24 protein-coding genes are annotated in these 25,417 nt (G+C 71.2%); 16 read left to right on the forward strand and 8 right to left on the reverse strand.

What is annotated here, in order from left to right; all coding sequences use genetic code 11:
• Positions 1–779: 779 nt before the first annotated feature.
• The gene (gene otsB / locus BMY89_RS28275; protein WP_092383427.1) at positions 780–3,359 is read right to left on the reverse strand and encodes a trehalose-phosphatase; all 2,580 of its coding nucleotides are present in this window, start codon (positions 3,357–3,359) and stop codon (positions 780–782) included.
• 23 nt (positions 3,360–3,382) lie between these two features.
• Positions 3,383–4,783: an alpha,alpha-trehalose-phosphate synthase (UDP-forming) gene (locus tag BMY89_RS28280; protein WP_092383338.1), complete on the reverse strand. Its 1,401-nt coding sequence runs from the start codon at positions 4,781–4,783 to the stop codon at positions 3,383–3,385.
• A 349-nt stretch (positions 4,784–5,132) separates the two neighbouring features.
• Here BMY89_RS28280 and ettA point away from each other — a divergent pair, with 349 nt between their 5' ends.
• From ettA to BMY89_RS28300, 4 genes are all read left to right on the forward strand, one after another.
• The gene (ettA, locus tag BMY89_RS28285; protein ID WP_092383340.1) at positions 5,133–6,809 is read left to right on the forward strand and encodes an energy-dependent translational throttle protein EttA; all 1,677 of its coding nucleotides are present in this window, start codon (positions 5,133–5,135) and stop codon (positions 6,807–6,809) included.
• Between the two features lie 15 nt (positions 6,810–6,824).
• The gene (locus tag BMY89_RS28290; protein ID WP_092383342.1) at positions 6,825–7,274 is read left to right on the forward strand and encodes an acyl-CoA thioesterase; all 450 of its coding nucleotides are present in this window, start codon (positions 6,825–6,827) and stop codon (positions 7,272–7,274) included.
• On the forward strand, positions 7,271–7,960 hold the full coding sequence (locus tag BMY89_RS28295) for a DUF8185 domain-containing protein (RefSeq protein WP_092383344.1): 690 nt from the start codon (positions 7,271–7,273) through the stop codon (positions 7,958–7,960). Before BMY89_RS28290 ends, BMY89_RS28295 begins: the two co-directional genes overlap by 4 nt.
• Positions 7,961–8,091: 131 nt before the next feature.
• Positions 8,092–8,676, forward strand: a complete 585-nt coding sequence (locus BMY89_RS28300; protein ID WP_092383346.1) for a type III secretion system chaperone family protein — start codon at positions 8,092–8,094, stop codon at positions 8,674–8,676.
• Positions 8,677–8,749: 73 nt separating this feature from the next.
• Here BMY89_RS28300 and BMY89_RS28305 read toward each other — a convergent pair whose 3' ends face one another.
• The 3 genes from BMY89_RS28305 to BMY89_RS28315 form a co-directional block, all read right to left on the reverse strand.
• A complete protein-coding gene (locus BMY89_RS28305) occupies positions 8,750–9,178 on the reverse strand; it encodes a globin (RefSeq protein WP_092383348.1) in 429 nt (142 codons plus the stop codon).
• Positions 9,179–9,241: 63 nt separating this feature from the next.
• A complete protein-coding gene (locus BMY89_RS28310) occupies positions 9,242–10,597 on the reverse strand; it encodes an MFS transporter (RefSeq protein WP_092383429.1) in 1,356 nt (451 codons plus the stop codon).
• 220 nt (positions 10,598–10,817) lie between these two features.
• Complete coding sequence (locus tag BMY89_RS28315) at positions 10,818–11,876, reverse strand: mechanosensitive ion channel family protein (protein ID WP_092383350.1); 1,059 nt, start codon at positions 11,874–11,876, stop codon at positions 10,818–10,820.
• 250 nt (positions 11,877–12,126) lie between these two features.
• Here BMY89_RS28315 and BMY89_RS28320 point away from each other — a divergent pair, with 250 nt between their 5' ends.
• Positions 12,127–12,660 carry an HNH endonuclease gene (locus BMY89_RS28320; RefSeq protein ID WP_092383352.1) on the forward strand — a complete coding sequence of 178 codons (534 nt, stop codon included), beginning with the start codon at positions 12,127–12,129 and terminating at the stop codon, positions 12,658–12,660.
• Between the two features lie 47 nt (positions 12,661–12,707).
• Here BMY89_RS28320 and BMY89_RS28325 read toward each other — a convergent pair whose 3' ends face one another.
• The 3 genes from BMY89_RS28325 to BMY89_RS28335 form a co-directional block, all read right to left on the reverse strand.
• Entirely contained in the window at positions 12,708–13,547 is an 840-nt protein-coding gene (locus BMY89_RS28325; RefSeq protein ID WP_092383354.1) for a class F sortase, read from the reverse strand.
• Between the two features lie 12 nt (positions 13,548–13,559).
• Complete coding sequence (locus tag BMY89_RS28330; protein ID WP_232521597.1) at positions 13,560–14,090, reverse strand: hypothetical protein; 531 nt, start codon at positions 14,088–14,090, stop codon at positions 13,560–13,562.
• A 92-nt stretch (positions 14,091–14,182) separates the two neighbouring features.
• Positions 14,183–14,668: an Lrp/AsnC family transcriptional regulator gene (locus BMY89_RS28335; protein ID WP_092383356.1), complete on the reverse strand. Its 486-nt coding sequence runs from the start codon at positions 14,666–14,668 to the stop codon at positions 14,183–14,185.
• A 146-nt stretch (positions 14,669–14,814) separates the two neighbouring features.
• On the opposite strand from BMY89_RS28335, the gene BMY89_RS28340 reads away from it, so the two are divergent.
• The 11 genes from BMY89_RS28340 to BMY89_RS28390 are packed head-to-tail and all read left to right on the forward strand — an operon-like array spanning position 14,815 to position 25,414.
• Positions 14,815–15,714 carry a tryptophan 2,3-dioxygenase gene (locus BMY89_RS28340; protein WP_092383358.1) on the forward strand — a complete coding sequence of 300 codons (900 nt, stop codon included), beginning with the start codon at positions 14,815–14,817 and terminating at the stop codon, positions 15,712–15,714.
• Between the two features lie 13 nt (positions 15,715–15,727).
• Complete coding sequence (kynU, locus tag BMY89_RS28345) at positions 15,728–17,038, forward strand: kynureninase (protein ID WP_092383360.1); 1,311 nt, start codon at positions 15,728–15,730, stop codon at positions 17,036–17,038.
• Positions 17,035–18,369, forward strand: coding sequence for an FAD-dependent oxidoreductase (locus tag BMY89_RS28350; RefSeq protein WP_092383362.1), 1,335 nt, complete (start codon positions 17,035–17,037; stop codon positions 18,367–18,369). The genes kynU and BMY89_RS28350 overlap by 4 nt, the downstream gene beginning before the upstream one ends.
• Positions 18,370–18,389: 20 nt before the next feature.
• Entirely contained in the window at positions 18,390–19,871 is a 1,482-nt protein-coding gene (locus BMY89_RS28355) for a 2-hydroxymuconic semialdehyde dehydrogenase (protein ID WP_092383433.1), read from the forward strand.
• Positions 19,868–20,662, forward strand: coding sequence for a 2-keto-4-pentenoate hydratase (locus tag BMY89_RS28360; protein ID WP_092383364.1), 795 nt, complete (start codon positions 19,868–19,870; stop codon positions 20,660–20,662). Before BMY89_RS28355 ends, BMY89_RS28360 begins: the two co-directional genes overlap by 4 nt.
• Positions 20,662–21,591, forward strand: coding sequence for an acetaldehyde dehydrogenase (acetylating) (locus tag BMY89_RS28365; RefSeq protein WP_092383366.1), 930 nt, complete (start codon positions 20,662–20,664; stop codon positions 21,589–21,591). Before BMY89_RS28360 ends, BMY89_RS28365 begins: the two co-directional genes overlap by 1 nt.
• The gene (dmpG, locus tag BMY89_RS28370; protein WP_092383368.1) at positions 21,588–22,643 is read left to right on the forward strand and encodes a 4-hydroxy-2-oxovalerate aldolase; all 1,056 of its coding nucleotides are present in this window, start codon (positions 21,588–21,590) and stop codon (positions 22,641–22,643) included. The genes BMY89_RS28365 and dmpG overlap by 4 nt, the downstream gene beginning before the upstream one ends.
• Entirely contained in the window at positions 22,640–23,413 is a 774-nt protein-coding gene (locus BMY89_RS28375; protein WP_092383369.1) for a 2-keto-4-pentenoate hydratase, read from the forward strand. Before dmpG ends, BMY89_RS28375 begins: the two co-directional genes overlap by 4 nt.
• Complete coding sequence (locus BMY89_RS28380; RefSeq protein ID WP_092383371.1) at positions 23,410–23,844, forward strand: RidA family protein; 435 nt, start codon at positions 23,410–23,412, stop codon at positions 23,842–23,844. The genes BMY89_RS28375 and BMY89_RS28380 overlap by 4 nt, the downstream gene beginning before the upstream one ends.
• Positions 23,841–24,365, forward strand: coding sequence for a 3-hydroxyanthranilate 3,4-dioxygenase (locus tag BMY89_RS28385; protein WP_092383373.1), 525 nt, complete (start codon positions 23,841–23,843; stop codon positions 24,363–24,365). Before BMY89_RS28380 ends, BMY89_RS28385 begins: the two co-directional genes overlap by 4 nt.
• Positions 24,365–25,414, forward strand: coding sequence for an amidohydrolase family protein (locus BMY89_RS28390; RefSeq protein WP_092383375.1), 1,050 nt, complete (start codon positions 24,365–24,367; stop codon positions 25,412–25,414). The genes BMY89_RS28385 and BMY89_RS28390 overlap by 1 nt, the downstream gene beginning before the upstream one ends.
• Positions 25,415–25,417: the final 3 nt, after the last annotated feature.

A 25,417-nucleotide genomic window follows, 5' to 3' on the forward strand; every position in this document is an offset into this window, starting at 1 on the left:
GCGGCCACCGGACCAGCGACCATGCCACCAGCAAACGCCACACCAGCAATACCCAGCACGCTCTTACGGAAGATCGTGTTCATGATGAAAGCTCCATTCGGGGGTTGGCACACACACCGCTAGGGGGAAGCGGACGCGTGCAAGCACCGTCAGGCGCCCAAAGACAAGGGGATGAAGAGAGAAGATCCAGCCGCGTGGGGCGAGGGGCCACGTCGCGCCGCCGGAACCATGTACAACGACCGACCGGCCCGCGTCATTCCGGATCGCGTCACCCGCCTCGACGGGCCGCCCTCCACGGTCGCTCACCCGTGTTCAACGACCCCCGGCCACCCGCAATTCCATCCCCCACGACCCAGAAACCGGACACACCACCCACCGATCCCGGCTCGCCCTCGCTCCACCAAGCTGCCCGCCCACCGACAAAACCGGACCTAGGCCAGCCTGCCGCCAGATCTTGGAGATTTTCCGTCAGCAGCTGACGGAAAATCTCCAAGATCTACACGGTCCCTTCGAGCGCGAGCAGTCAGCGAGGGATAAGTCGGGCAAATCGGGTCTAGCGCGCTTTGGTGGGAGACAAGCGTGCCAATCGCAACAAGCCGCAGCCGGGCAGCCGGTCCGGGGCGTGGGTTGGGCAGCGGGTCGGGACGTGAGTCTGGGAAGCGAATTCGACGGCCGATCCGGGCACGCGGGGACGCAGCCGCAATGACTGGCGGCGATCGCCGAAATAGCCAGCGGCCGGGGACAACTGTCCCCGGCCGCTGTCCGAGTACGTGCGGCGGTTACTGCTTGAGCATGTTGTCCAGCAGCAGCGCGCAGCGGATCACGCCGAGGTGGCTGTACGCCTGCGGGTGGTTGCCCAGGCCACGTTCGGCAAGCGGGTCGTACTGCTCGGGGAGCAGCCCGGTGGGGCCGGCCGTGTCGATCATCTGAAGGAAGAGTTCCTCAGCGTCGGTGCGCCGCCCGGTGCGCAGGTACGCCTCGATCAGCCACGACGTGCAGATGTGGAAGCCGCCCTCGCGGCCGGGCAGGCCGTCGTCCCAGTGGTAGCGGTAGACGACCGGACCGCTACGCAGGTCCGCCTCGATCTTCAACACGGTCGACAGGAAGCGGGGGTCGTCGCCGGGCAACAGACCGGAGATCCCGATCCACAGCGACGAGGCGTCCATGTCCTCGTCGCCGTACGCGACGCTGTACGCCTCGGCGTGCTCGTGCCAGCCGTTCTCCAGCACGTTGGCGCCGATCCGGTCGCGCAGCTCCACCCATTCCGGGCGGTCCTCGCCGCCGTGCTGGCGCACCACCTGCAGCGCCCGGTCGACGGTCATCCAGCACATCACCTTCGAGAAGATGTGGTGCCGGGGTGGCAGGCGGGCCTCCCAGATGCCGTGATCCGGCTCGTGCCAGCGGCGACGGACCGCCTCGACCATGTTCTCCAGCACTCGCCACTCCTCGGCGCGCACCGAGCCGCGGGCGTCGGCGGTGGCGGCGATCAGGTCGGCGATCGGTCCGAAGACGTCTAGCTGAAGCTGGTGGTTGGCGAGGTTGCCGACGCGTACCGGCCGGGAGCCGGCGTAACCGGGCAGGGTGTCGATGACCGCCTCGGCACCCAGCTCGAAGCCGTCGACCGTGTAGAGCGGGTGCAGCCGCTCGGGGTGCCCGCCGGTGCGCTCCACACAGCCGTCCACCCAGCGCAGGAACGCCTCGGCCTCGCTGATCGACCCCAGGTCGACCAGGGCGCGGGCGGTCATCGCGGCATCGCGCAGCCAGCAGTAGCGGTAGTCCCAGTTGCGGACGCCGCCCAGCTCCTCCGGCAGGGAGGTGGTCGCCGCCGCCAGGATCGAACCGGTCGCCTCATGACACAGGCCGCGCAGCGTCAGCGCGCTGCGGGCGACCAGGTCGCGGGCGGTGGTCGGCAGCCGTAGCGAGGCAACCCAGTCCTTCCAGGGCCGCTCCGCAGCGGCCTGCCGCTCGTGGATGGCCAGCCGGTGGTGTTCCAGGCTGTGCGTACCGAAGCGCAGTTCCAGTACCACCTGCCCGCCGAGCGCGGCGAGGTCGACCACCGCGCGGGCGCTCTGGTAGCCGCCGTCGTTGCCGACCTCCCACTGCACGCCGGGGGAGTAGAGGGCGAGCGGCTCGTTGGAGCCGAGTACCAGCAGGCCGTCGCCGAGCGGCTGGAGCTGCACCGCGACCTGGGCGAACTCCGGCCGGGGTGCGAACTCCAGCCGGACCCGACCGGTACCGGTGAGCACCCGGATCAGGGTGGAGTCGCCGGCGATGATGGCCGGGCCGTCTGGGGTGGCCCGGGGGTCGGGCTTGTCGAGCCAGTCGGTGACGGTCAGACCGGACCAACGGGTCTCCACGGTCATGGTGCCCGAACGGTAACGCTGACCCAGTGGGATGCCGCCGCGCTCGGGAGCGATGCTGAAGTGCCCGGCCGGGCTGCCGCCGACCAGGTCGGCGAAGATGGCGGCAGAGTCGGGCTTCGGGTGACAGAGCCAGCTCACCTTGGCGTCGGGCGTGAGCAGGGCGACCGTCCGCCCGTTGGCCAGCATCGAGTGACGCTCGATCGGCACCGCGCGCTCGCCGAACAGCCAGTGCCGGCGGGTCTCCAGGAGCAGACCCAGCGCGCGAGCTGCCTCGATCGGCTCGGCCACCCGGTAGTGGGCCTGGGTGTCGCCTGGCCCGATCTTGATGCCGAGGTCTGGACCGCTGAGGTTGCCGAAGGCGTTCTCGTCGGTGACGTCGTCGCCGATGAAGAGCACCGCGCTGGCGGAGAGCTGGGTGCGGAGCTGGTCGACCGCGGTGCCCTTGTGGGTGGCCACCACGGAGAGCTCGACCACCTCCTTGCCCTGCGTGACGGTGACGTCCGGCCACTTCGCGGGGCCGTTGCGGACCGCGTCGATGGCGGCGGCGGCGACCTGGGGATCCACCCCCCGGGTGTGTACGGCGACGCTGGCCGGTTTGCGTTCCAGGCGTACCCCGGGATGGGCCGTGGCGATGTCGCGCAGCGCGTCCCGCAGTCGGGTGCGTACCGCGATCAACTCGGGCGAGAGCCGCTCGACGAAGCCGATGTCGAACTCGGAGCCGTGGCTGCCGACGAGGTGGACCTCGCTGGGTAGCCGGGAGAGCGCGGCCAGGTCGCGTAGTGCGCGGCCGGAGACGACCGCCACGGTGGTCTGCGGCAGTGCCGCCAGCGCGCGCACCGCCGCCACCGACTCCGGCAGCGGTACGGCCTTGCTCGGGTCCTCGACGATCGGCGCGAGGGTGCCGTCGTAGTCACAGGCGACCAGCAGCTGGGGCACCCGGGCGATGCGCCCGATGGCGGCGCGCAGCTCGGGGTCCAAGGTGCCGGCGGCGGGCATGACTATCTCGTTGGTGGCGGCGTTCACGCCGCCTCCATGTCGGGGACACCGAGTTCGGTGAGGAAGGACTTCGCCCAGTGCCCCACATCGTGGGTGCGCAGATGGCGTTGCATGGTACGCATACGGCGACGAGCCTCCGGCTTCTCCACATGCACGGCCCGTAGCAGAGCGTCCTTGACCGCGTCGGGGTCGTGCGGGTTGCACAGGAACGCCTGACGCAGCTCGGTGGCTGCGCCGGCGAACTCACTGAGTACGAGTGCGCCCCCGTGGTCTGCCCTCGACGCAACGTATTCCTTCGCCACGAGGTTCATTCCGTCTCGCAGCGGGGTAACCATCATCACGTCGGCGGCGGCGTACATCGCAGCCAGTTCGGTCCGACTGTACGACTGATGCAGATAATGCACCGCTGGGACGCCGACCCGGCCGAATTCGCCATTAATCCGACCAACCTCGCGCTCGACCTTGACGCGAAGTGCCTGGTAGTGCTCTACCCGCTCGCGGCTCGGCGTGGCGACCTGCACCATAACTGCATCCGGCACTGTCAACTTTCCGTCAGCCAGCAACTCGCGGAAGGCCTTGAGGCGCAGTTCGATGCCCTTGGTGTAGTCGAGCCGGTCGACGCCGAGGATGATGGTCCGCGGATTGCCCAGCTCCTCGCGGATCTCCTTGGCCCGGGCCTGGATTGCCGAGTCGGCGGCCAGCCGCTCCATCTCCTGGGTGTCGATGGAGATCGGGAAGGCGCCGGCTTTGACCTGGCGGCCGTCCACCTGGATCATCTGCCCCTCGTAGCGCAGGCCGAGCAGGTGCCGGGCCAACCGGACGAAGTTCTGCGCGGCCAGTCGCTGCTGGAACCCGACCAGGTCGGCGCCGAGCAGGCCACGCAGGATCTCGGCGCGGAACGGCATCTGCATGAACAACTCGATCGGCGGGAACGGGATGTGCAGGAAGAAGCCGATCCGCAGGTCGGGGCGCAGTTCCCGGAGCATCGCCGGCACCAGCTGCAGCTGGTAGTCCTGGACCCACACCGTGGCCCCCTCGGCCGCGACCTCCGCCGCGGCCTCCGCGAAGCGGGCGTTGACCAGGCGGTACGCCTCCCGCCAGCGTCGCTTGTAGGCGGGTGTCTCGACGGCGTCGTGGTAGAGCGGCCAGATCGTGGCGTTTGACTGGCCCTCGTAGTAGCGCTCCAGCTCCTCGGCGCTCAACGGCACCGGGTGCAGCCGGATGCCCTCCAGGTCGAACGGGTCGGGGGCGGCGCCGGTGCCGCCGGCCCAGCCGACCCAGGTGCCCTGGTGCTCGGCGAGGACGGGATGCAGCGCGGTTACCAGCCCGCCCGGGCTGCGTCGCCACTGCCGTCCCTCGGGTGTGCTCACCTCGTCGACCGGCAGTCGGTTCGCCACTACGACAAAGGAGCTACGGACGGTCACGATCGGCCACCTCCGGGTGCTTACGGGTCCACCGCGATGAGCGTACTGAGCGTAGCTGCGGCGTCTGTTTCCCTGTGCCGGTCTCACCTACCCGTCCCGAAACCGCCGAACCGCAGACGTGATCATGTTGACAGGTCAGCCGTCCGCGCCGGCGTCCGGGGGCGGCGCGGTCTGCCGGGGGTACGGCCGGGCGGGGCGATGTGGTCGCGGCCCGGCGTACCTGTCAGGATTGACGATGGCGTGCGCGCGGCCGGCTCCCGGCCGGCGGCGACGGGCGGCGGGGGCGGTGACCTGGCCCGCGCCCGCACCACGCGAATCAGCGATCGACACCGACGGAGGAGCCCGCACCGTGGCCCAGTACATCTACGTCCTGGAGAAGGCGCGCAAGGCGCACGGCGACAAGGTCGTGCTCGACAACGTGACGCTGAGCTTCCTGCCGGGGGCCAAGATCGGTGTGGTCGGCCCGAACGGCGCCGGTAAGTCCAGCCTCCTCAAGATCATGGCAGGGCTGGACCGGCCGAGCAACGGCGAGGCCCGGCTGATGCCCGGCTACACCGTGGGCATGCTCGCGCAGGAGCCCCCGCTCAACGACGCCAAGACCGTGCTCGGCAACGTCGAGGAGGCGGTGGCCGAGACGAAGGCGAAGCTGGAGCGGTTCAACAAGGTCGCCGAGCAGATGGCGACGGACTACTCCGACGAGCTGATGGAGGAGATGGGCCGACTCCAGGAGGAGCTGGACCACGCCGACGCGTGGGACGTCGACTCCAAGCTCGAACTGGCCATGGACGCGCTGCGCTGCCCGCCGCCGGACGCCGATGTCACCCAGCTCTCCGGTGGTGAACGTCGCCGGGTCGCGCTCTGCAAGCTGCTGTTGGAGGCCCCCGACCTGCTGCTGCTCGACGAGCCCACCAACCACCTGGACGCGGAGAGCGTGCAGTGGCTGGAGCAGCACCTGGCCAAGTACGCCGGCACCGTCATCGCCATCACCCACGACCGGTACTTCCTGGACAACGTGGCCGGCTGGATCCTGGAGCTGGACCGGGGCCGCGCCGTCGGGTACGAGGGCAACTACTCCACCTACCTGGAGAAGAAGGCCGCCCGGCTGGCCGTGGAGGGCCGCCGCGACGCCAAGATGAAGAAGCGCCTCTCCGAGGAGCTGGAGTGGGTCCGCTCCAACGCCAAGGCCCGGCAGACGAAGTCCAAGGCCCGCCTGGACCGGTACGACGAGATGGCCACCGAGGCGGAGAAGACCCGGAAGCTGGACTTCGAGGAGATCCAGATCCCGCCGGGCCCGCGCCTGGGCAACACGGTCATCGAGGCGCACAGCCTGGCCAAGGGCTTCGACGACCGGATCCTGATCGACAACCTGTCGTTCTCGCTGCCGCGCAACGGCATCGTCGGCATTATCGGCCCGAACGGCGTCGGCAAGACCACCCTCTTCAAGACCATCGTCGGGCTGGAGGAGCCGACCGCCGGCCAGGTCCGCGTCGGGGACACGGTCTCGCTGTCGTACGTCGACCAGAACCGGCAGGGCCTCGACGGTGACAAGACGGTCTGGGAGGTCGTCTCCGACGGCCTCGACTACCTCATGGTGGGCAAGGTCGAGATGCCGTCCCGGGCGTACATCGCCGCGTTCGGCTTCAAGGGGCCGGACCAGCAGAAGCCGACCAAGGTGCTCTCCGGCGGTGAGCGCAACCGGCTCAACCTCGCGCTGACGCTCAAGATCGGCGGGAACGTCATCCTGCTCGACGAGCCGACCAACGACCTGGACGTGGAGACCCTGTCCAGCCTGGAGAACGCGTTGCTGGAGTTCCCCGGCTGTGCCGTGGTGATCTCCCACGACCGGATGTTCCTGGACCGGGTCGCCACGCACATCCTGGCGTGGGAGGGCACCGACGAGAACCCGGCTCAGTGGTTCTGGTTCGAGGGCAACTTCGAGGCGTACGAGAAGAACAAGATCGACCGGCTCGGCGCCGAGGCGGCCCGCCCGCACCGGGTGACGTACCGCAAGCTGACCCGCGACTGACCGGAGTCGATTCCCGTGGCTGACCGGTTTGTCTATCACTGCACCCTGCGGTGGTCCGACCTGGACGCGTACGGGCATGTCAACAATGCCCGCTTCCTCACCCTCTACGAGGAGGCCCGGGTCGCGTTGATGTTCGTCGGTGCGCGAGCGCAGGGGGTCGACTCGTTCGCCGAGGGCGTGGTGATCCGCCGGCACGAGATCGACTACCTGCGCCCGGTCGACTACGCCCTGGATCGGGCCACCGAGGACGCGGCGCCCACCGTGCGGATCGAGCTGTGGGTGGAGCAGTTGCGGGCCGCGTCGTTCGTTGTCGGCTACGAGATGTTCGACGGCGATCTGCTGATCAGCCGGGCCCGCTCGATACTGGTCCCGTTCGACCTGACCCGGCAGGTGCCCCGGCGGGTCAGTGGCGCGGAGCGCGCGTTCCTCCTCGGGTACGCATCGGACGGCGGGGTGCCGGCATGACCGAGCACGGTGTCGAGCACGGCATCTCCGGGGTCGCCGACGCCGGCGCCTTCCTGGCCCGGCTCGTCCGGCTGGAGCCGTCCGCGCTGGTCCGGCTCCGTCCGGCGGGTACGTCCGCCCGTACCGCCCTCTGGGCGCGGCTGCCATGGGGGGTGCTGGTGGTGCGCACGGTGGCCGGCGCGGGCGCTGGCGACGTCACCGTGGCCGCCGGGCGGTTGCTCGCCGAACTGGCGGCCGGCGGTGCGGCACTGCCTGCCCGCCTTGACGCGCAGTGGCGGTGGGCGCTGCCGCCCGCCGCGAGTCGTCGGGTGGAGACGCTGCCGGGCGCGCAGGTACGGCGGCTGGCCGAGGCGGCGGCGGGCACGTTGCGGGAGGCGGCTGAGCACGGGGTCGGCGGCCGGGCGGTCGGGCAGCGCGCGCTGCGGGACGCCCTGCTGGACCACGTGGCGGTGGTGGTCACCCCCGACGAGGAGCCTGACCGTCCGGTGGAGGTGACCCAGCGGATGGTGCAGGGTCTGGTTCGGATGGGTTTCCTCGGCATGCTCGCGGATTCGCCGGATCAGGGTGGAGTCCAGGTTCGTGCGGCTGGCCGATGGGTCGGTCTGGTGGGACCGTATGGAGCCGTTTGGTCGCAGAAGGCCACGGATCTTGCCGTTCGGCCCGCCGTGGCTCATGCGAACGGATGACCTCCGGTCATCCTTCTGGACTGGTGCTGCCGTTGGGGGGGTGCCTCCTCCCGGCTGTCCGGGTACCGTCCATCCTCGGATCCAACCCACCGTAGGCGACTGGATCCGCTGGGGAGTGAGGTGCGCGAGCGATGCCGTGGTGGTCATGGCGCCCCGGTCCCGCCAGTGGCGGCGACCCGGAAACTCGAAGCAGGATCACGGTGGAGGGTGCCGTCCGGGTCGGACCGCCGGCCCCCCGCCAGCCCGGGGACGACTGCCCGGGCGGGGAGCATCCGTTGATCGCAGACATGCCGGCCACCGTCGAACAGGTGACCCTGCGTCGCATCTGCGACGCGCTCGACCTGCTTGACGTTCGTTACCTCGCTGACGGGGACGGCAACCTACTGGCCATGTGGGAGCGGCACGCCGTGCTGGTCACGCTGGAGGGGCCGGAGGACGAGATCCTCGTGCTGCGGGCCAGACCGCACGCGACCGTGCCTCCCGACTGGGCGGACCGGGCCTACCGGGTGGTCAACGAGTGGAACCACACCCGGCGCTTCTGCAAGGCGTACGTGGGTGACGCCACCGAGCGCGGTCAGTTGCCGATCTACGCCGAGCTGCAGGTCCCGCTCGCCGCGGGCGCCCACGACGCGCTCCTGGTCGAACTGCTCGACTGCGGCGCTGCCGTGGCCACCAGCTTCGTCGACTGGCTGCACGACGAGGGTGCCCTGCTCTGACGCCGGACGGGCGTTTCAGCGGCCGTGGAGACGATCAGCGATCCGGTCCGGCCAGTCGGTCGGACCGGAAACGTCACGCCGGCGCTCCCGGGTCCTCCACGGCGTTGACCATGAAGTAGGCCGCCCGCTCCAGGTAGTTCCAGAGCTCGGTGTCGAGCGTCGGGGGCAGGTCGAGACTGTCGACCGCGCGGCGCATGTTGCGCAGCCAGGCGTCCCGTTCGGCGGCGCCGATCCGGAACGGGGCGTGCCGCATCCGCAGCCGGGGGTGTCCCCGTTGGGCCGAGTAGGTGTTGGGACCGCCCCAGTACTGCATGAGGAAGAGCCGCATCCGGTCGGCGGCCGGAGCCAGGTCCTCCTCGGGATACATCGGGCGCAGCAGTGGGTCGGCGGCGATGCCGGCGTAGAACTCGTCGACCAGTTTGCGGAACGTGGGCTCGCCGCCGACGGCGTCGAAGAACGTGACCGCCTCGCCGCGGCCTTCGGACTCACCTGCGGGATTCACCGTTCCATCCTGCCAGGCGTCGAGGGGCCGTTGCCCGGCCGGGACGCGGCGGATGAGAGTGGTTCAGGTCACCGGGTGCCGCGGTCGGCCCGGACCCAGGTGTCCGGCTTCCGGGGGCGTCGTGGGACGGCGCCTCGGCGGCGCGTGGCCGGAATTGGCCCGGGCGGCCTCGATGGAGGCGGTCACGGTCTGCTGGTCGGGCCAGCGCAGCGCGACGAGTGACATCAGCACCACGCCGGCGGCGCTCCACACCCCGACCACGATCGGGATCGGGAAACGCTCGGAGAGCAGCCCGGTCACCAGTACCGCCGCACCCTGGATGACCTGGACACCGGTGGCCATGACACCGAAGGCCCGGGCCCGGAAGCCGTCCGGAAGGGCCTGGACGAAGAGGCCGTTGGCCACCGGCAGCATGCCGGCGACCGCGAACCCGCAGGTGGCGGCGAGCAGCGCCACCACCACCGGCGGCGGGTCGAGCAGCGCGGGCACCAGGCTGAGCGGAGCGACCACGGCCAACGGCCGCAGCAGGAGCAGTCGGCGGGCCGGTGCCACGGTTCGTCCGATCAGCAGCCCGCCGAGGATGAACCCGACCGGGGTGGCCGCCATGATGACGGCCTGCGCCAGCCCGGGGTCCATGCTCTCGCCGGCGTGTTCGTTCGCCCAGGCGGCGGCCAGCCCCTCGGGCACGATCGAGAAGAGCATGGCGCTGAAGACCAGGATGGCGATCGCCCGTAGCACCGGGGTGTAGAAGACCATCCGGAACCCGGCGGCGGTCTCCCGCAGCAGGTGGCTGCGGTGCTCGCTGGCCATCGCCGGTGGCCGGTCGCCGACGCCGAGCCGGACGAGCGCGGCCGACAATGCGAACGCGCCCGCGTTCATCAGCAGCGCGGCGGTGGGGTTGACCGTCGCCACGGCGGCACCGAGGAGATAGCCGACGACCTGGGCGGCCTGCCCCACGCTGGCGTTGACCGAGAGCCCGAGCACGAGTCGGTCTCCGGGCAGGATGAGTGGCAGCAGCGCGGATCGCGCGGCCTGGCTGGGTGGATTCGCCAGGGTGGTGGCGAACAGCAGTGCCAGGATCACCGGCACCGGCATCCCCGGGATGGCGACGAGCAGCATCAGCGCCATCCGGACGAGATCACAGACGACCATGACCTGCCGGTAGCGGTGCCGCTCGGCGATGGTGGCCAGCAGCGGCCCGCCGACCAGCCAGGGCAGGTAGCTGACCGCGAAGGCGGCGGCCGACAGTGCGACGGACTGGGTCTCCCGGTAGACCAGGAGGGTGACCGCGGCCTTGGCGACGTAGTCACCGATCCAGGTCAGCGTGCTGGCGGCGAAGACGGCGCGGTACTCACTCTGGGCGAAAACCTCACGGAAGGTGGCCGGGCCTTCCGGAGAAGGTCGCTCGTCGGACACCATCGCCTCCATCGTCCCGGTGGCGGGCCACTCGTGATGGCTGCCCGGAACCATCGTCAGGTCTGCGGATCAGCGAGGACGTGACGCGCTTGAGAGCGCGTGCACCGGATTCTGCCCGATCGTCTGACATCTAGCTAGGGCGAACGGTTGGTGGGTCGCATCTCCGACTGAACGAACGGACGATACCCGAGGGGCCGCTCGGCCGCGACCCCCGCCCGTCGGATCAGGTGGCCCCGCCCTGACCGGTCTCGGCCTCCGAACGAGTAGGTGCCCCGGGGTAGATGCGGCCGGTCGCGATCCGCGCCGTGATCCCCGAGTTCTCCAGGGCCTCGGCGAGCCGGCGGCGTAGCTCCCGGGCCACCGCGAACTGCCCGTCGGCGGTGGTCTTGACCACGGTCCGGATCAGGGTGCCCTCCACCGTGACCTGCTCGACGCCGAGCACCTCCGGCGGCTCCACGATCGACGGCGCCAGTTGCGGGTCCGCGGTGAGCGAGGCGGCGGCGGTACGCAGCACCGCCGTGGCCTCCTCGGTGCCGGCGAACCCGATCGGCAGGTCGACCACCACCAACGCCCAGCCCTGGCTCTTGTTGCCCACCCGGATGATCTCGCCGTTGCGGAGGTACCAGAGCACGCCCCGCCCGTCGCGGACGGTGGTGACCCGCAGCCCGACCGCCTCGACCACGCCGCTCGCCTCGCCGAGGTCGACGTTGTCGCCGACCCCGTACTGATCCTCGATCAGCATGAACAGGCCCGCGAGCAGGTCCTTGACCAGGCTCTGCGCGCCGAAGCCGAGAGCCACGCCGGCGATCCCCGCGCTGGCCAGCAGCGGCGCCAGGTCGAAGCTGAGCTCCTTGAGCACCATCAGCAACGCGATGCCGAAGATGAACGCGGTGCTCATGCTGCGCAGCACCGAGCCGATCGCCTCGGCACGCTGCCGGCGCCGCTCCGGGACGAACTCACCGGGTTGGCTGGCGGCGCTCGGAATCCGCTCGCGCAGCGGGCGGAGCATGGTCGGTACGCCGGCGTCGCTGGTGGTCCGCACCAGCCGGCGGATCGTGCGGTGCACCAGCCATCGGGCCGCCACCGCGAGCAGCAGGATCACGATGATCCGCAGCGGCTTGACCAGGATCCAGAAGCTGCCCTCGGCGAACCACACCGAGTCCGTGTACTTCCAGACGACGTCACACAGGAACTCGTCCAGGCACGCCGGGCTGGGTGTGTCTTCCGGTTCCGCCTCCGGGCTCGGCGGGGCGGGGGTCGGGCTGAGGCTGCTCACGGTCACCCTGATTTCGTACCGCAACCGCCCGGCGGTCCCGCCGCCGACCCACCGGACGCCGTCGCCGTCGGCCGCCTGCCGCCGGAAAAGCTCGCGCGGGTACCCAGGATTAGTGCGTGCATTCGCCGGTCCGATCAGGGACTATTGGCGCAACGGACGTCGGTGATCCGGCCGGCGTCGACATGGTGCACGGCTGTGCCCGGCACCGGTCGGCGATGGCGAATGGGGGAAGCCGCTAGACCGGGAGGGTGACGCGATGCCTGACATACGACCCACGGTGGGCTCCGGCGCGCTGGTCCTCAACGCCACCTACGAGCCGCTGTGTGTCGTGTCGGTACGCCGTGCCGCGATCCTCGTGCTCTCCGCCAAAGCGGTCTGCGTCGCCGACGGCGAAGGCATCCTGCACAGCGCCCGCAACGCGCTGCCGGTGCCCTCGGTCGTCCGGCTCACCCGATTCGTCCGGGTACCGTACCGCACCCACGTGGGCCTGTCCCGGCGGGCGATCTTCGCCCGGGACGGCTGGCGCTGCGCCTACTGCCGCGGACCGGCCGAGACCATCGACCACGTCTTCCCGCGCAGCCGGGGTGGCCGGCACGCCTGGGAGAACGTGGTCGCCGCCTGCGCCAGGTGCAACCACACCAAGGGCGACAAGACCCCGGCCGAGCTGGGCTGGCGACTGCACTCGCCGCCCTCGGCGCCCAAGGGAATCGCCTGGCGGGTACTCGGCCACCGGGCGCCTGACCCGCGTTGGGTGGACTGGCTCGACCTGCGGGAATCCGAAGCCGCCTGACGTCAGCACCCGCCCCCGGCGCATCAGCCCGCAGCGGGTCTCAGCCCTCAGCGGGCCTCGACCAGCGAGGCGAACACCACCACGTTGTCCGCGTAGCCGGTCTCGCCGCCCACCCAGGGCCCACCGCAGGTGATCAGCCGTAGCTGGGGCCGGCTGAAGTCGCCGAAGACCTCGTCCGCCGGCAGTTGCTCCTTGTCGTACCGGTCGGTCCGGTCGACCTCGAAGACCGCCACCGAGCCGTCGGAGCGGGCCACTTCGACATGGTCTCCGGCGCGTAGGTCCCGCAGGTGTTGGAAGACCGCCGGCCCGCTGGTGGTGTCGACGTGCCCCACGATGACGGCCGGCCCGTACTGCCCGGGGGTGGGGCCCTGGTCGTACCAGCCGGCCTCCTGGGCCCGCTCGGCTGGTGGGGCGGCGATGCTGCCGTCCGGGGCGATGCCCACGTTGTGCACCGGCGCCGCCAGGTCGATCTTGTTGATCTCGATGCTGACCGGCTCGCTCGCCTCCAACAGCGGGAAGTCCTTCGGCGGCGGCGCCAGCCCGGCGATGAACCGGTCCGGCAGCAGACTCAGCCCGGTCATCCGCTCGACGCCGAGCATCGTCACGATCAGTAGCATCAGCGCGCCGATCACCAGGACCGGCAGCCCCGGGCTGGCGCGGGCCCGCCGTCGGGTCCCCGCCGTCCAGGACTGACGGGGTCTCGGTCGCAGTGGCGCGGCCGACGGGTCGGGCGTGGCGACGCTGGCCGACCCGATCTGCGCGGTGACCCGGCCCAGCCGGCCCGCCGCCGAGGCCACCACCCGGCACCAGGCGCGCAGCCTACGGCGGGCGGTGGCCCGGGGCGGGCCCGGACCCGGTTCCGGCGTGGGGACGCGGTAGCCGGTCATGGTGTCGGTGGGTCAGGAGCCGGTCCGACGTCGGCTGCTCACCAGCCCGAACACGACCATCGCCGCCACCGTGGCGGCGCCGCCGAGCAGCAGCATCGACCCCGTGCTGCGACTCGCCGTGCCACCACCACCGGTCGCCGGGCCCTTGGTGGGCTGGTCCATGTTCAGCACGCTCAGCGTGGTGCTGGCCGTCTGGTCGTTGTCGCAGCGCAGGTGCACCGGATAGTCGCCGGCGGGCTTGTTGCCCGGCACAGTGACCGAACCGGTGAGGAGCCCGTTGTCGGGCCGCAGGAAGACCCGGTTGAAGGCGTCCGACGTCACCTCGGCCTGGCGGTTGTTGGCGTTGTCGCAGCTCGCGCGGATCTGCACCCGGGAGCCGGCCTGGACACTGTTCGGCGTCACCTCGACGAAAGTGTTCTCGCCCGCTCGGGCGGGTGCGGCGCCGATCAGGACGAACGCGGCGATCAGGACGAACGCCCCGAGCAGCCGGACGACGGTCGACGGCGAATGGAGTACGCCTGCGTGCGTTCGCAAACCCCGCATGATTCTCCCTCCCGGCACCGGTGAAACCGGTCCTGCTGGGGCGACCCGCGGTGCTTTCCCCCTGCTACCGGCGCTAACCCGGCGAGGGTTTGTTAAGAGGGGGCCCTTGCTCTACCTGAGGCGTTAACAGGGGGCCCTTCCTTCGTGAGCGGGGTGAGGGGCTGCCAGCCGAGTGGGGTGGACAGCACCATCGTGCTCGACGGCTGGCCGTACGGGGCGAGTCGGTCGATGACGCTCTCGAACTCCCCGATCGAGCCGGCCGAGACCTTGAGCATGCTGCACGCGTCGCCGGTGATCCGGTGGATCTCCAGGATCTCCGGCCACCCGGCGACCTCCGGGTCGTGCAGGATGCACCGGGCGCCGTAGCAGGACATCCGGATCAGCGCGACCACGGTGCGGCCGGCCCGGGCGAGGTCGACGTGGGCGTGGTAGCCGGTGATCACCCCGGTCTCCTCCAGTCGGCGTACCCGCTCGGCCACCGCCGGTGGGGAGAGATGCACCCGCCGGGACAGCTCGCTGAACGACAACCGCGCGTCGGCCTGCAACTCGCGCAGCAGGGCCCAGTCCATCTCATCCACGCCTGGACCTTACGCGCGGTAGGCCGATCCCGGCCAGCGGCTTCCGTTCCGCAGGTCGATCGGCTGAAGCGCCGTTGAACAGGCATTCCTTCCGGCCGCCCCAGCAGGAGATCATGACTGGATGGCAGCCAGGAAGGAGTGGACGCATGGAGCAGACTGAACTGCGCCCCGGGACTCGGGCGGCGGTGCGTCCGGCCACGCCACGGCAGCGGGCGGCCCGCGCCGCGCGAAACGGCGGCGAGCCGACCCTGGAGTTCGCCGAGCGGGTGCCGTACGACGCCTATGTGCAGGCCAGCACGTTGCACGGGCTACAGCAGCCGCTGAGCAGCGACCCGGGCGAGATGTCCTTCCTGATGGTCAGCCAGATCATGGAGCTGTACTTCGGGTTGACCTGCCACGAGCTGCGCGAGACGTCCCGGCTGCTGCGCGCCGACCGGGTCTGGGAGGCGCTGGCTCCGCTACGCCGGGCCGCGCTGCACCTGGAGGGGCTCAACGCCGCCTGGCGGGGCCTGCGCTGGATGACCCCGGCCGACTTCAACCGCTTCCGCAACCTGCTCGGCGAGGGCTCGGGCTTCCAGTCGGCCATGTACCGGCAGCTGGAGTTCCTGCTCGGATTGCGGGACCCGGCACTGATCCGGCCGTTCCGCCGGCAGACCGAGGTGCACACCGAACTCACCGACGCCCTGGCCACGCCGAGCGTCTGGGACGAGGTGATCGCCCTGCTCGCCCGGCACGGCCACGACCTGCCCGCCGAACTGCTGGAGCGGGACGTGGCAGCCGAGCACGAGACGCATCCCGCCGTCGAGGCGGCCTGGGTGCGGATCTACGCCGACACCGGCCCGGAGAACCAGCTGCGGCTGCTCGGCGAGGCACTGACCGAGGTGGCTGAGCAGTTCGGCGACTGGCGGCACCACCACATCAAGGCGGTGCAGCGCACTATGGGTGCCAAAGTCGGCAGCGGTGGCTCCGCCGGGTTGGCATGGCTGCAACGCAGCATGGCCCGGGTGGTGTTCCCCGAGCTCTGGTCGGCCCGTACCGCGATGTGAGGCGAGAGTGACGATGAGCAATACCGGCGCTGAGCCGACCCGCCCCGGCGAGGCCGAAGCCGTCCGCCTGGACGCCACCGACCCGGGGCACCGGCACCTGTTCCACCTGCCGCCGGCCGACGGCGGCCGCTACCCCGAGGCCGCGTACCTGGCCGGCAACTCGCTCGGACTGCAACCGAGGGCCACCCGTGGCGAGCTGCTGGCCGATCTGGACGCCTGGAGCCGGCTCGGTGTCGAGGGGCACCTGGAGGCGGACCGACCCTGGCTGCCGTACCACGAGTTGCTGACGGCGCCGGCCGCGCGACTGGTCGGCGCCCTGCCCACCGAGACCGTGGTGATGAACTCGCTGACGGTCAACCTGCACCTGCTGATGGTCAGCTTCTATCGGCCGGTCGGCGAGCGGAACCGGATCGTCATCGAGGACAGCGCCTTCCCGTCGGACAGCTACGCGGTGCGCAGCCAGGCGCGGTTCCACGGCCTCAACCCGGACCGCGCCGTCGTCCGGCTCACGCCGCGTCCTGGCGAGGACACCCTGCGGACCGAGGACGTCACCGCGTTCCTGGCGACCGAGGGGCACACCGTCGCGCTGGTACTGCTCGGCGGCGTCAACTACCTCACCGGCGAGCTGATGGACATCCCGGCGATCACCGCCGCCGGGCGGGCCGCCGGCGCGGTCGTCGGTTGGGACCTGGCGCACGCGGCGGGCAACGTCGTGCTGTCGCTGCACGACTGGGACGTCGACTTCGCCGCCTGGTGCTCGTACAAGTACCTCAACTCGGGCCCGGGCGCGCTCGCCGGGGTGTTCGTGCACGAACGGCACCACGGCGACGAGGCGCTGCCCCGCTTCGAGGGCTGGTGGAGCACGGCGGCGACGACCCGGTTCGAGATGGCCCCGGTCAGCCGGCCGCCGGCCACCGTCGATGCGTGGCAGATCTCCAACCCACCGATCTTCGCGATGGGCCCGGTCCGCACCTCGTTGGAGCTGTTCGACTCGGTCGGCATGCCGGCGCTACGCGAGCGCAGCCTGCGCCTCACCGGCTATCTGGAGCGACTGCTGGACGAGGTGACCGTTGGTCGGCCGCTGACGGTCATCACCCCGCGCGAGCCACACCGGCGCGGCAGCCAGCTCTCGGTACGCATCGGTGCGGGCAGCGCCAACGAGCTGACCAAGCGGCTGCGGCACGAGCACGGGGTGATCGCCGACGCCCGGGAACCGGACGTCGTCCGGTTCGCCCCGGTGCCGCTGTACTCGACGTACCACGATTGCTGGCGGGTAGCCGACGCGCTGGCCGCGACGGTTTCGGTTGCGGAGGTGCCCCGGTGACGCAGGAGCGGGACGAGATCGCCGTGGTGGGCGCCGGGCTGGCCGGCTGCCTGCTGGCCTGTTTCCTGGCCCGGCGGGGACATCGGGTGGCGCTGTACGAGCGGCGGCCGGACCCGCGCGCCGGGACGACCGAGCGGGGCCGCTCGATCAACCTGGCGCTCTCCGAGCGCGGCCTGGACGCGCTGCGCCGCATCGGGCTCGACGAGCAGGTGATGGTCGACGCGCTGCCGATGCGTGGCCGGATGGTGCATCCCGTGGTGGGTGAGCCGGGCTTCCAGTCGTACAGCGTCTCCGGCGACCGGGCGATCAACTCGATCAGCCGGGGCGCGTTGAACAACGCGCTGCTGGCGGCCGCCGACAAGCTGCCCGGGGTGCGGATCGCCTTCGACCACCGGCTGGTCGGGCTCGACCCGGCGGCCGGGACGATGACGTTCGAGACCCCGCGGGGCACGGTCACGGCGGGCGCGCAGGTGGTGCTCGGCACCGACGGCGCCGGTTCGGCGGTACGCGGACAGCTGCTCGAACACGGCCTGCTCACCGAGAGCGTCGACTTCCTCGACTACGGCTACAAGGAGCTGACCATCCCGCCGCTCGGCGGTGAGTTCGCGCTCGACCCCGGCGCGTTGCACATCTGGCCGCGCGGCACCTCGATGATGATCGCCCTGCCCAATCCCGACCGTTCCTTCACCTGCACCCTGTTCTGGCCCACCCACGGCACCACCAGCTTCGCCTCGCTGGGCAGTCCGGCGGCGATCGAGCGGCACTTCGCGCAGCACTACCCGGACCTGCTGCCGCTCGCCCCCGACCTGGTCGACGACTACCAGCACAACCCGGTCGGGGTGCTCGGCACCGTGCGGTGCGACCCGTGGCAGGTCGACGGGCGGGTGGGCCTGCTCGGCGACGCGGCGCACGCCATCGTGCCGTTCTACGGCCAGGGCGCCAACTGCGCCTTCGAGGACGTGGTGGAGCTGGATCGCTGCCTGGACGAGTGCGCCGACGACTGGTCGACGGCGCTGCCGCTGTTCCAGCAGCGCCGGCAGGACAACGCCGAGGCGATCGCCCGGATGGCGTTGGCCAACTTCGTGGAGATGCGGGACAAGGTCGCCTCGCCGGTCTTCCGGACCCGCAAGCGGATCGAGCACGCCCTGGAACGCGCGCTGCCCGACCGGTACGTCTCCCAGTACGAGCTGGTCTCCTTCTCCACCGTGCCCTACGCGCAGGTGCGCCGCCGGGTCCGCCGCCAGTACCAGGTGCTCGGTGTGGTGGCGGCCGGTGTGGTGGCGGCGTTGGCCGGCGCGGCGGTGGCGCTCGGGCGGGGGAGGCGCGGATGACGCTCTGGGATCCACGGCTGATGGCCGGGCAGGCACCGGACGGACCGGGTCTGTTGCGCAACTTCGTCGGCGGTGAGTTCGTCGATGCCGGCACCCGCTTCACCAAACGCTCACCGGTCACCGGCGAGCCGGTCTTCGAGGTGGTCGAGGCCAGCCGCACCACGGTGGACGACGCGGTGACCGCCGCCCGGTCGGCGCTACGCGGGCCGTGGGGCCGGATGGGGGAGCGGGAGCGCGCCGAGGTGCTGCGCCGGGTCGCCGACGAGCTGGAACGCCGCTTCGACGACCTGGTCACCGCCGAGGTCGCCGACACCGGCAAGGCCATCTCGCAGGCCCGTACCCTCGACATCCCGCGCGGTGCGGCCAATTTCCGGGCCTTCGCGGAGATCGTGGCGACCACGCCGACGGAGTCGTTCACCACGGTCGTTCCGGGCGGTGGACGGGCGTTGAACTACGCGGTACGCAAACCGGTCGGTGTCCTCGCGGTGATCGTGCCGTGGAACCTGCCGCTGCTGCTGCTCACCTGGAAGGTCGCCCCAGCCCTGGCCTGCGGCAACGCGGTGGTGGTCAAGCCCAGCGAGGAGACCCCCGCCTCGGCGACCCTGCTCGCCGAGGTGATGGCCGCGGCCGGAGTGCCCGACGGGGTGTTCAACCTGGTGCACGGCTTCGGCCCGGACTCGGCCGGCGAGTTCCTCACCCGGCATCCGGGCGTCGACGCGATCACCTTCACCGGCGAGTCCGCCACCGGCGCCGCCATCATGCGGGCCGCCGCCGACGGGGTGAAGGCGGTCAGCTTCGAGCTGGGCGGCAAGAACGCCGGGCTGGTCTTCGCCGACGCCGACCTGGACGCCGCGGTGGCCGGGTCGGTCCGCTCCAGCTTCACCAACGGCGGCCAGGTGTGCCTGTGCACCGAACGGATCTACGTGCAGCGGCCGGTGTTCGAGGAGTTCACCGCCCGGCTCGCCGAGCGCGCCGCCGAGCTGGCGTACGGCTGGCCGGCCGACGAGGCGACGGTGAACATGCCGCTGATCTCGCAGGCCCACCGGAGCAAGGTCCTCGGGCACTACGACCTGGCTCGGGCGCAGGGGGCGCAGGTGCTCGCCGGCGGCGGCGCGCCGCGCTTCGACGATGCCCGCGACGGCGGCGCGTACGTCCAGCCGACGGTGCTGACCGGGCTCGGCCCCGACGCCCGTACGAACCGGGAGGAGATCTTCGGCCCGGTGGTGCACGTGGCCCCGTTCGACGACGAGGACGAGGCGTACGCGCTGGCCAACGGCACCGAGTACGGCCTGGCGGCGGCGGTCTGGACCCGCGACGTGGGACGGGCGCACCGGGCCGGCGCGCGGCTGGACGCCGGCATCGTCTGGGTCAACACCTGGTTCCTGCGCGACCTGCGCACCCCGTTCGGCGGGGTGAAGGCCTCCGGCATCGGCCGCGAGGGCGGCGTGCACTCGCTCGACTTCTACTCCGAACTCACAAACGTCTGCGTGGACCTGTCATGATCGATTTTGAGTCGGCGGCCCAGGAGCTGACCGAGGCTCGGGAGACCGGCAAGCCCTGCCCGCCGCTGCGGGGCCGGCTGATCCCGGCGGGGGACGTCGGGTCCGCGTACCGGGTGCAGCAGCTTCAGGTCCGCGAGTGGCTGGCGGCCGGGCAACGCCGGGTGGGCGCGAAGATCGGGCTGACCTCCCGGGTGGTACAGGAGAGCTTCGGCGTCTACGAGCCGGACTTCGGGGTGCTCACCGACGCCATGGCGGTGCCCGACGGCGTCGAGGTCGACCTCGACCGGTTGCGGCAACCCCGGGTGGAGGCGGAGATCGCCTTCGTGCTCGGCACCGACCTGCCCGACGACCGGGTCACCACGGTCGACCTGCTGCGCGCGGTCGACCACCTGCTGCCGGCCATCGAGATCGTCGACTCGCGGGTGGCCGACTGGGACATCTCCATCGTGGACACCGTGGCGGACAACGCATCCAGCGGGCTGTTCGTGCTCGGCACCACGCCCCGCCGGCCGGCCGAGGTGGACCTGCGACTGGCCGGCATGGTGCTGGAACGGGCCGGCGAGCCGGTGTCGGTCGGCGCCGGGGCGGCCTGCCTCGGCAATCCGCTGCACGCGTTGGCCTGGTTGGCCGGCACGATGGCCCGTGCCGGTGACCCGCTGCGCGCCGGTGACCTGGTGCTCTCCGGCGCGCTCGGACCGATGGTGGCGGTGACGCCGGGCGCGGCCTACGAGGCCCGCATCTCCGGCCTCGGCTCGGTCCGGACCTGCTTCTCCCGACCGGAGGATTCCTGATGAGCACGGGTGTGGCGGTCATCGGGTCGGGCAACATCGGCACCGATTTGATGATCAAGGTGCTCCGGCTGTCGGACTCCCTGCGGATGGTCGCGATGGCCGGCATCGATCCGGACTCCGACGGGCTCGCCCGGGCCCGCCGGCTCGGCGTGGCGACCACGGCGCACGGGGTGGACGGGCTGGTCGCGATGCCCGAGTTCGCCGACGTGGCGCTGGTCTTCGACGCCACCTCGGCCGGCGCGCACCGGCACAACGACGCGGTGCTGCGCGCCCACGGGCGTACGGTCGTCGACCTGACCCCGGCAGCCATCGGCCCGTACGTGGTGCCGCCGGTCAACCTGGACGAGCATCTGAGCGAGACGAACCTGAACATGGTCACCTGCGGTGGGCAGGCGACCGTGCCGATCGTGGCCGCGGTACGCCGGGTCACCCCGGTCGCGTACGGCGAGATCGTCGCCTCGATCGCCTCGCGCTCGGCCGGCCCGGGGACCCGGGCCAACATCGACGAGTTCACCGAGACCACCGCCCGGGCGATCGAGGTGGTCGGCGGCGCCGACCGGGGTAAGGCGATCATCGTGCTCAACCCGGCCGACCCGCCGCTGTTGATGCGGGACACGGTCTACTGCCTCTGCCCGGACGCCGACGCCGATCGCAGCGCCATCGCCGCCTCGGTGGCGGAGATGGTGGCGACCGTGCAGGAGTACGTCCCTGGCTACCGCCTCAAGCAGGACGTGCAGTTCGACCGGGTGGACACCTACGTGCCGTCGCTGGGTGGCCGCCTGACCGGGCTGCAGGTGTCGGTCTTCCTGGAGGTCTCCGGGGCCGGCCACTACCTGCCCGCGTACGCCGGGAACCTGGACATCATGACCTCGGCCGCGCTGCGCACCGCGGAGCGGTTGGTCGCCCACCGAAAGGCGATGCTTCCATGACCGAGCTGTACATCCAGGATGTGACGCTGCGCGACGGCATGCACGCCATCGCCCACCGCTACACCGTCGACCAGGTCCGTACGATCGCCGCGGCGCTGGACGCGGCCGGGGTCGCCGCGATCGAGGTGGCGCACGGCGACGGCCTCGCCGGCTCCAGCGTCAACTACGGCCACGGCGCGGCCAGCGACGCCGAGTGGATCTCGGCGGCGGCCGAGGTGATGACGAACGCGAAGCTCACCACCCTGCTGCTGCCCGGCATCGGCACCATCGCCGACCTGAAGGCGGCCAGGGCGCTCGGGGTGACCAGCGTCCGGGTCGCCACCCACTGCACCGAGGCGGACATCTCCGCCCAGCACATCGCGTGGGCCCGCGAGCACGACATGGACGTGGCCGGTTTCCTGATGATGTCCCACATGAACGATCCGGCCGGGCTGGCCGCCCAGGCCCGGCTGATGGAGTCCTACGGCGCGCACTGCGTCTACGTCACCGACTCCGGCGGCCGGCTGCTGATGTCCGACGTCGCGCAGCGGGTCGACGCGTACCGGCAGGTGCTGGAGCCGACCACGCAGATCGGCATCCACGCCCACCACAACCTCTCGCTCGGTGTCGCCAACAGCGTGGTCGCCGTCGAGCACGGCCGGGTCGCCGGCGCCGCTCCGGTCGGCTCCGCAGCCGGCCGGACGGTCCGGGTGGACGCCTCCCTGGCCGGCATGGGCGCCGGCGCCGGCAACGCGCCGCTGGAGGTCTTCGTCGCGGTCGCCGAGCTGCACGGCTGGAAGCACGGCTGCGACGTCTTCGCGCTGATGGACGCCGCCGACGACGTCGTCCGCCCGTTGCAGGACCGGCCCGTCCAGGTCGACCGGGAAACCCTCTCCCTCGGGTACGCGGGGGTCTACTCCAGCTTCCTGCGGCACGCCGAACGCGCCTCGGAGCGTTACGGAGTGGACGTCCGCTCGATCCTGGTCGAGCTGGGTCGACGGCGGATGGTCGGCGGGCAGGAGGACATGATCGTGGACGTGGCGTTGGACCTCGCGGGCAGGGGAGAGTCATGATCGGGCCGGACATCGCGGGGATCGCGGGCACGCTGGGCACGGCGGCCGACACGGCCACCGCGGTACCGCAACTCGCCGCCGAGACCGGCCTCGACGTCGACGCCGCGTACGCGGTGCAGGCCGCCCTGGTGCAGCGTCGGCTGGACCGGGGGGAGCGGCTGGTCGGGCTCAAGATGGGGCTCACCAGCAAGGCCAAGATGGCCCAGGTCGGGGTGGACGAGGTCATCTGGGGTCGGCTCACCGACGTCATGCGGGTGCCCGACGGTGGCGCGGTGGACGTGGCCGGCTTCATCCACCCCCGGGTCGAACCGGAGGTGGCGTTCCTGCTGGACCGGCTCCCCGAGCCCGGTGAGCCGGTCGGCGACTTCACCGACGCGGTGCGCGCGGTCGCCCCGGCGATCGAGTTGATCGACTCCCGGTACGCGAACTTCACCTTCTCCCTGCCGGACGTGATCGCCGACAACACCTCGGCCGGCGCGTTCGTCGTCGGGCCGTGGTCGCCGGTGCCGGACGGGCTGGACAACCTGGGTGTGCTGCTGGAGATCGACGGGCGGGTGGCACAGGTCGGCTCGACAGCGGCGATCCTCGGTGACCCGCGCCGGGCACTCGACGAGGGCATCCGGCTGGCGGGGCGGCACGGGGTCCGGCTGCGCGAAGGCTGGGTCTTCCTGGCCGGCGCGGCGACGGCGGCAGTTCCGCTGCGTCGTGGCGCTCATGTGCGGGCGGTGGTCGAGAAGCTCGGTACCGCTTCGCTGCGGGCGCTGTCGTGAACGGTGGTGACGGGGCCCGGGTGGTCGCGGGGAAGGCGGTGCCGCGGGGGGCGTTTCCGCACGTGAAGGTGGCCGGCGGCTTCGTCTTCGTGTCGGGTACGTCGTCGCGGCGGCCGGACAACACGTTCGCCGGTGTGTCGGTGGACGAGTTCGGGACCACCGATCTGGACATCCGGGCGCAGACGCGGGCGGTGATCGAGAACCTCGCTGATCTGCTGCGGTCGGTGGGTGCCGAGCTGACCGACCTCGTCCAGGTCACCAGTTACCTGGTCAACATGAATGACTTCGGCGGGTACAACGAGGTGTGGGCGGAGTTCTTCGACGGGACCGGGCCGACCCGTACCACCGTCGCCGTGCACCAGCTGCCGCACCCGCACCTGCTGATCGAGATGCAGGCCGTCGCCCTGCGCCCAGAAGGAGGCCAGTCGTGAGTGAGATCGCCGAGCCGTTCAGCTTCCCCGGGTGGATCGCAGAGAACCAGCACCTGTTGAAGCCGCCGGTGGGCAACAAGGAGATGCTGCCGGGCTCCGACGACTTCATCGTGATGGTGGTCGGTGGGCCGAACCAGCGCACCGACTTCCACGTCGACCCGTACGAGGAGTTCTTCTACCAGGTCAAGGGCAACATGCACATCAACCTGATGCTGCCGGAGGGGCCGCGTACGGTGCACGTGCGCGAGGGGCAGATGTGGATGCTGCCGCGTAACACCCCGCACTCGCCGCAGCGGCCGGAGGCCGGCTCGATCGGAATGGTGATCGAGCGGGTACGCGAGGAGGGGACGCTGGAGAAGTTCCAGTGGTACTGCCCCGAGTGCGGACACCGGGTGCACGAGGTGGAGTTGCAGGTCCGCGACATCGCCGCCGACCTGCCCCCGGTCTTCGGCGAGTTCTACGCCGACGAGGCCGCACGCACCTGCGCCAACTGCGGCACCCTGCACCCGGGCAAGGGCTGATGACGGATCCGGTCGCCGCAGCGCCGGCAGGACCCTCGCCGGTGGTGGATGTGCACACGCACCTCGTACCCAAGGGGTGGCCGGATCTGGCCGCGGCGTGCGGCGGCTCCGGCTGGCCCTGGTTGCGGATCGACTCGGAGCGGGCAGCCATGATCATGGTTGGCGAGACCGAGTTCCGGCCGGTCGGTGCGCAGTGTTGGGACGCGGACACCCGGCTGGCGGAGATGGCCGCCGACGGCGTCGACGTGCAGGTGGTCTCGCCCACACCGGTCTTCTTCAGCTACGACCGCCCGGCCGACCAGGCGGCGAAGGTGGCCCGGATCTTCAACGACCTGACCCTGGAGGTCACCGCGGCCGGCGGCGACCGGCTGCTGCCGTTCTGCCAGGTGCCGTTGCAGGACCCGGACGCGGCCTGCGCCGAGCTGGACCGCTGCCTGGCGGCCGGCCACCTCGGCGTGGAGATCGGCAACCACGTGGGTGACCGGGACCTGGACGACGCCGGCATCGTGACGTTCCTGACCCACTGTGCCGAGGTCGGTGCCCCGGTCTTCGTCCATCCGTGGGACATGGCCGGCGGACCCCGCCTCGACCGCTGGATGGCCCGGTGGCTGACCGGAATGCCCGCCGAGACCCACCTGTCGGTGCTGGCGATGATCCTCGGTGGGGTCTTCGACCGGGTGCCGGAGACGTTACGGATCTGCTTCGCCCACGGCGGCGGCAGCTTCCCGTTCTGGCTCGGCCGTGCCGACAACGCCTGGCACCGGCGAGGTGATCTGGTACGCGGCGATTCCGCCGCCCCACCCAGCTCCTACGTCGACCGGTTCTCCGTCGACTCGGTGGTCTTCGCACCCCCGGCGCTGCGGCTGCTGGTCGACACCATGGGCGCCGACCGGGTGCTGCTGGGCAGCGACTACCCGTACCCGCTGGGCGAGCGCCCGGTCGGCCGGGTGGTCCATGAGGCCGACTTCCTCACCGACGCCCAGCGCAACCTGCTGCTCGGCGGCAACGCCCTACGGTTCCTCGGGCAGATGTCACCAGGGCGGCAGTAGCCG

Source organism: Micromonospora phaseoli (assembly GCF_900109115.1).
GTDB lineage: Bacteria > Actinomycetota > Actinomycetes > Mycobacteriales > Micromonosporaceae > Micromonospora > Micromonospora phaseoli.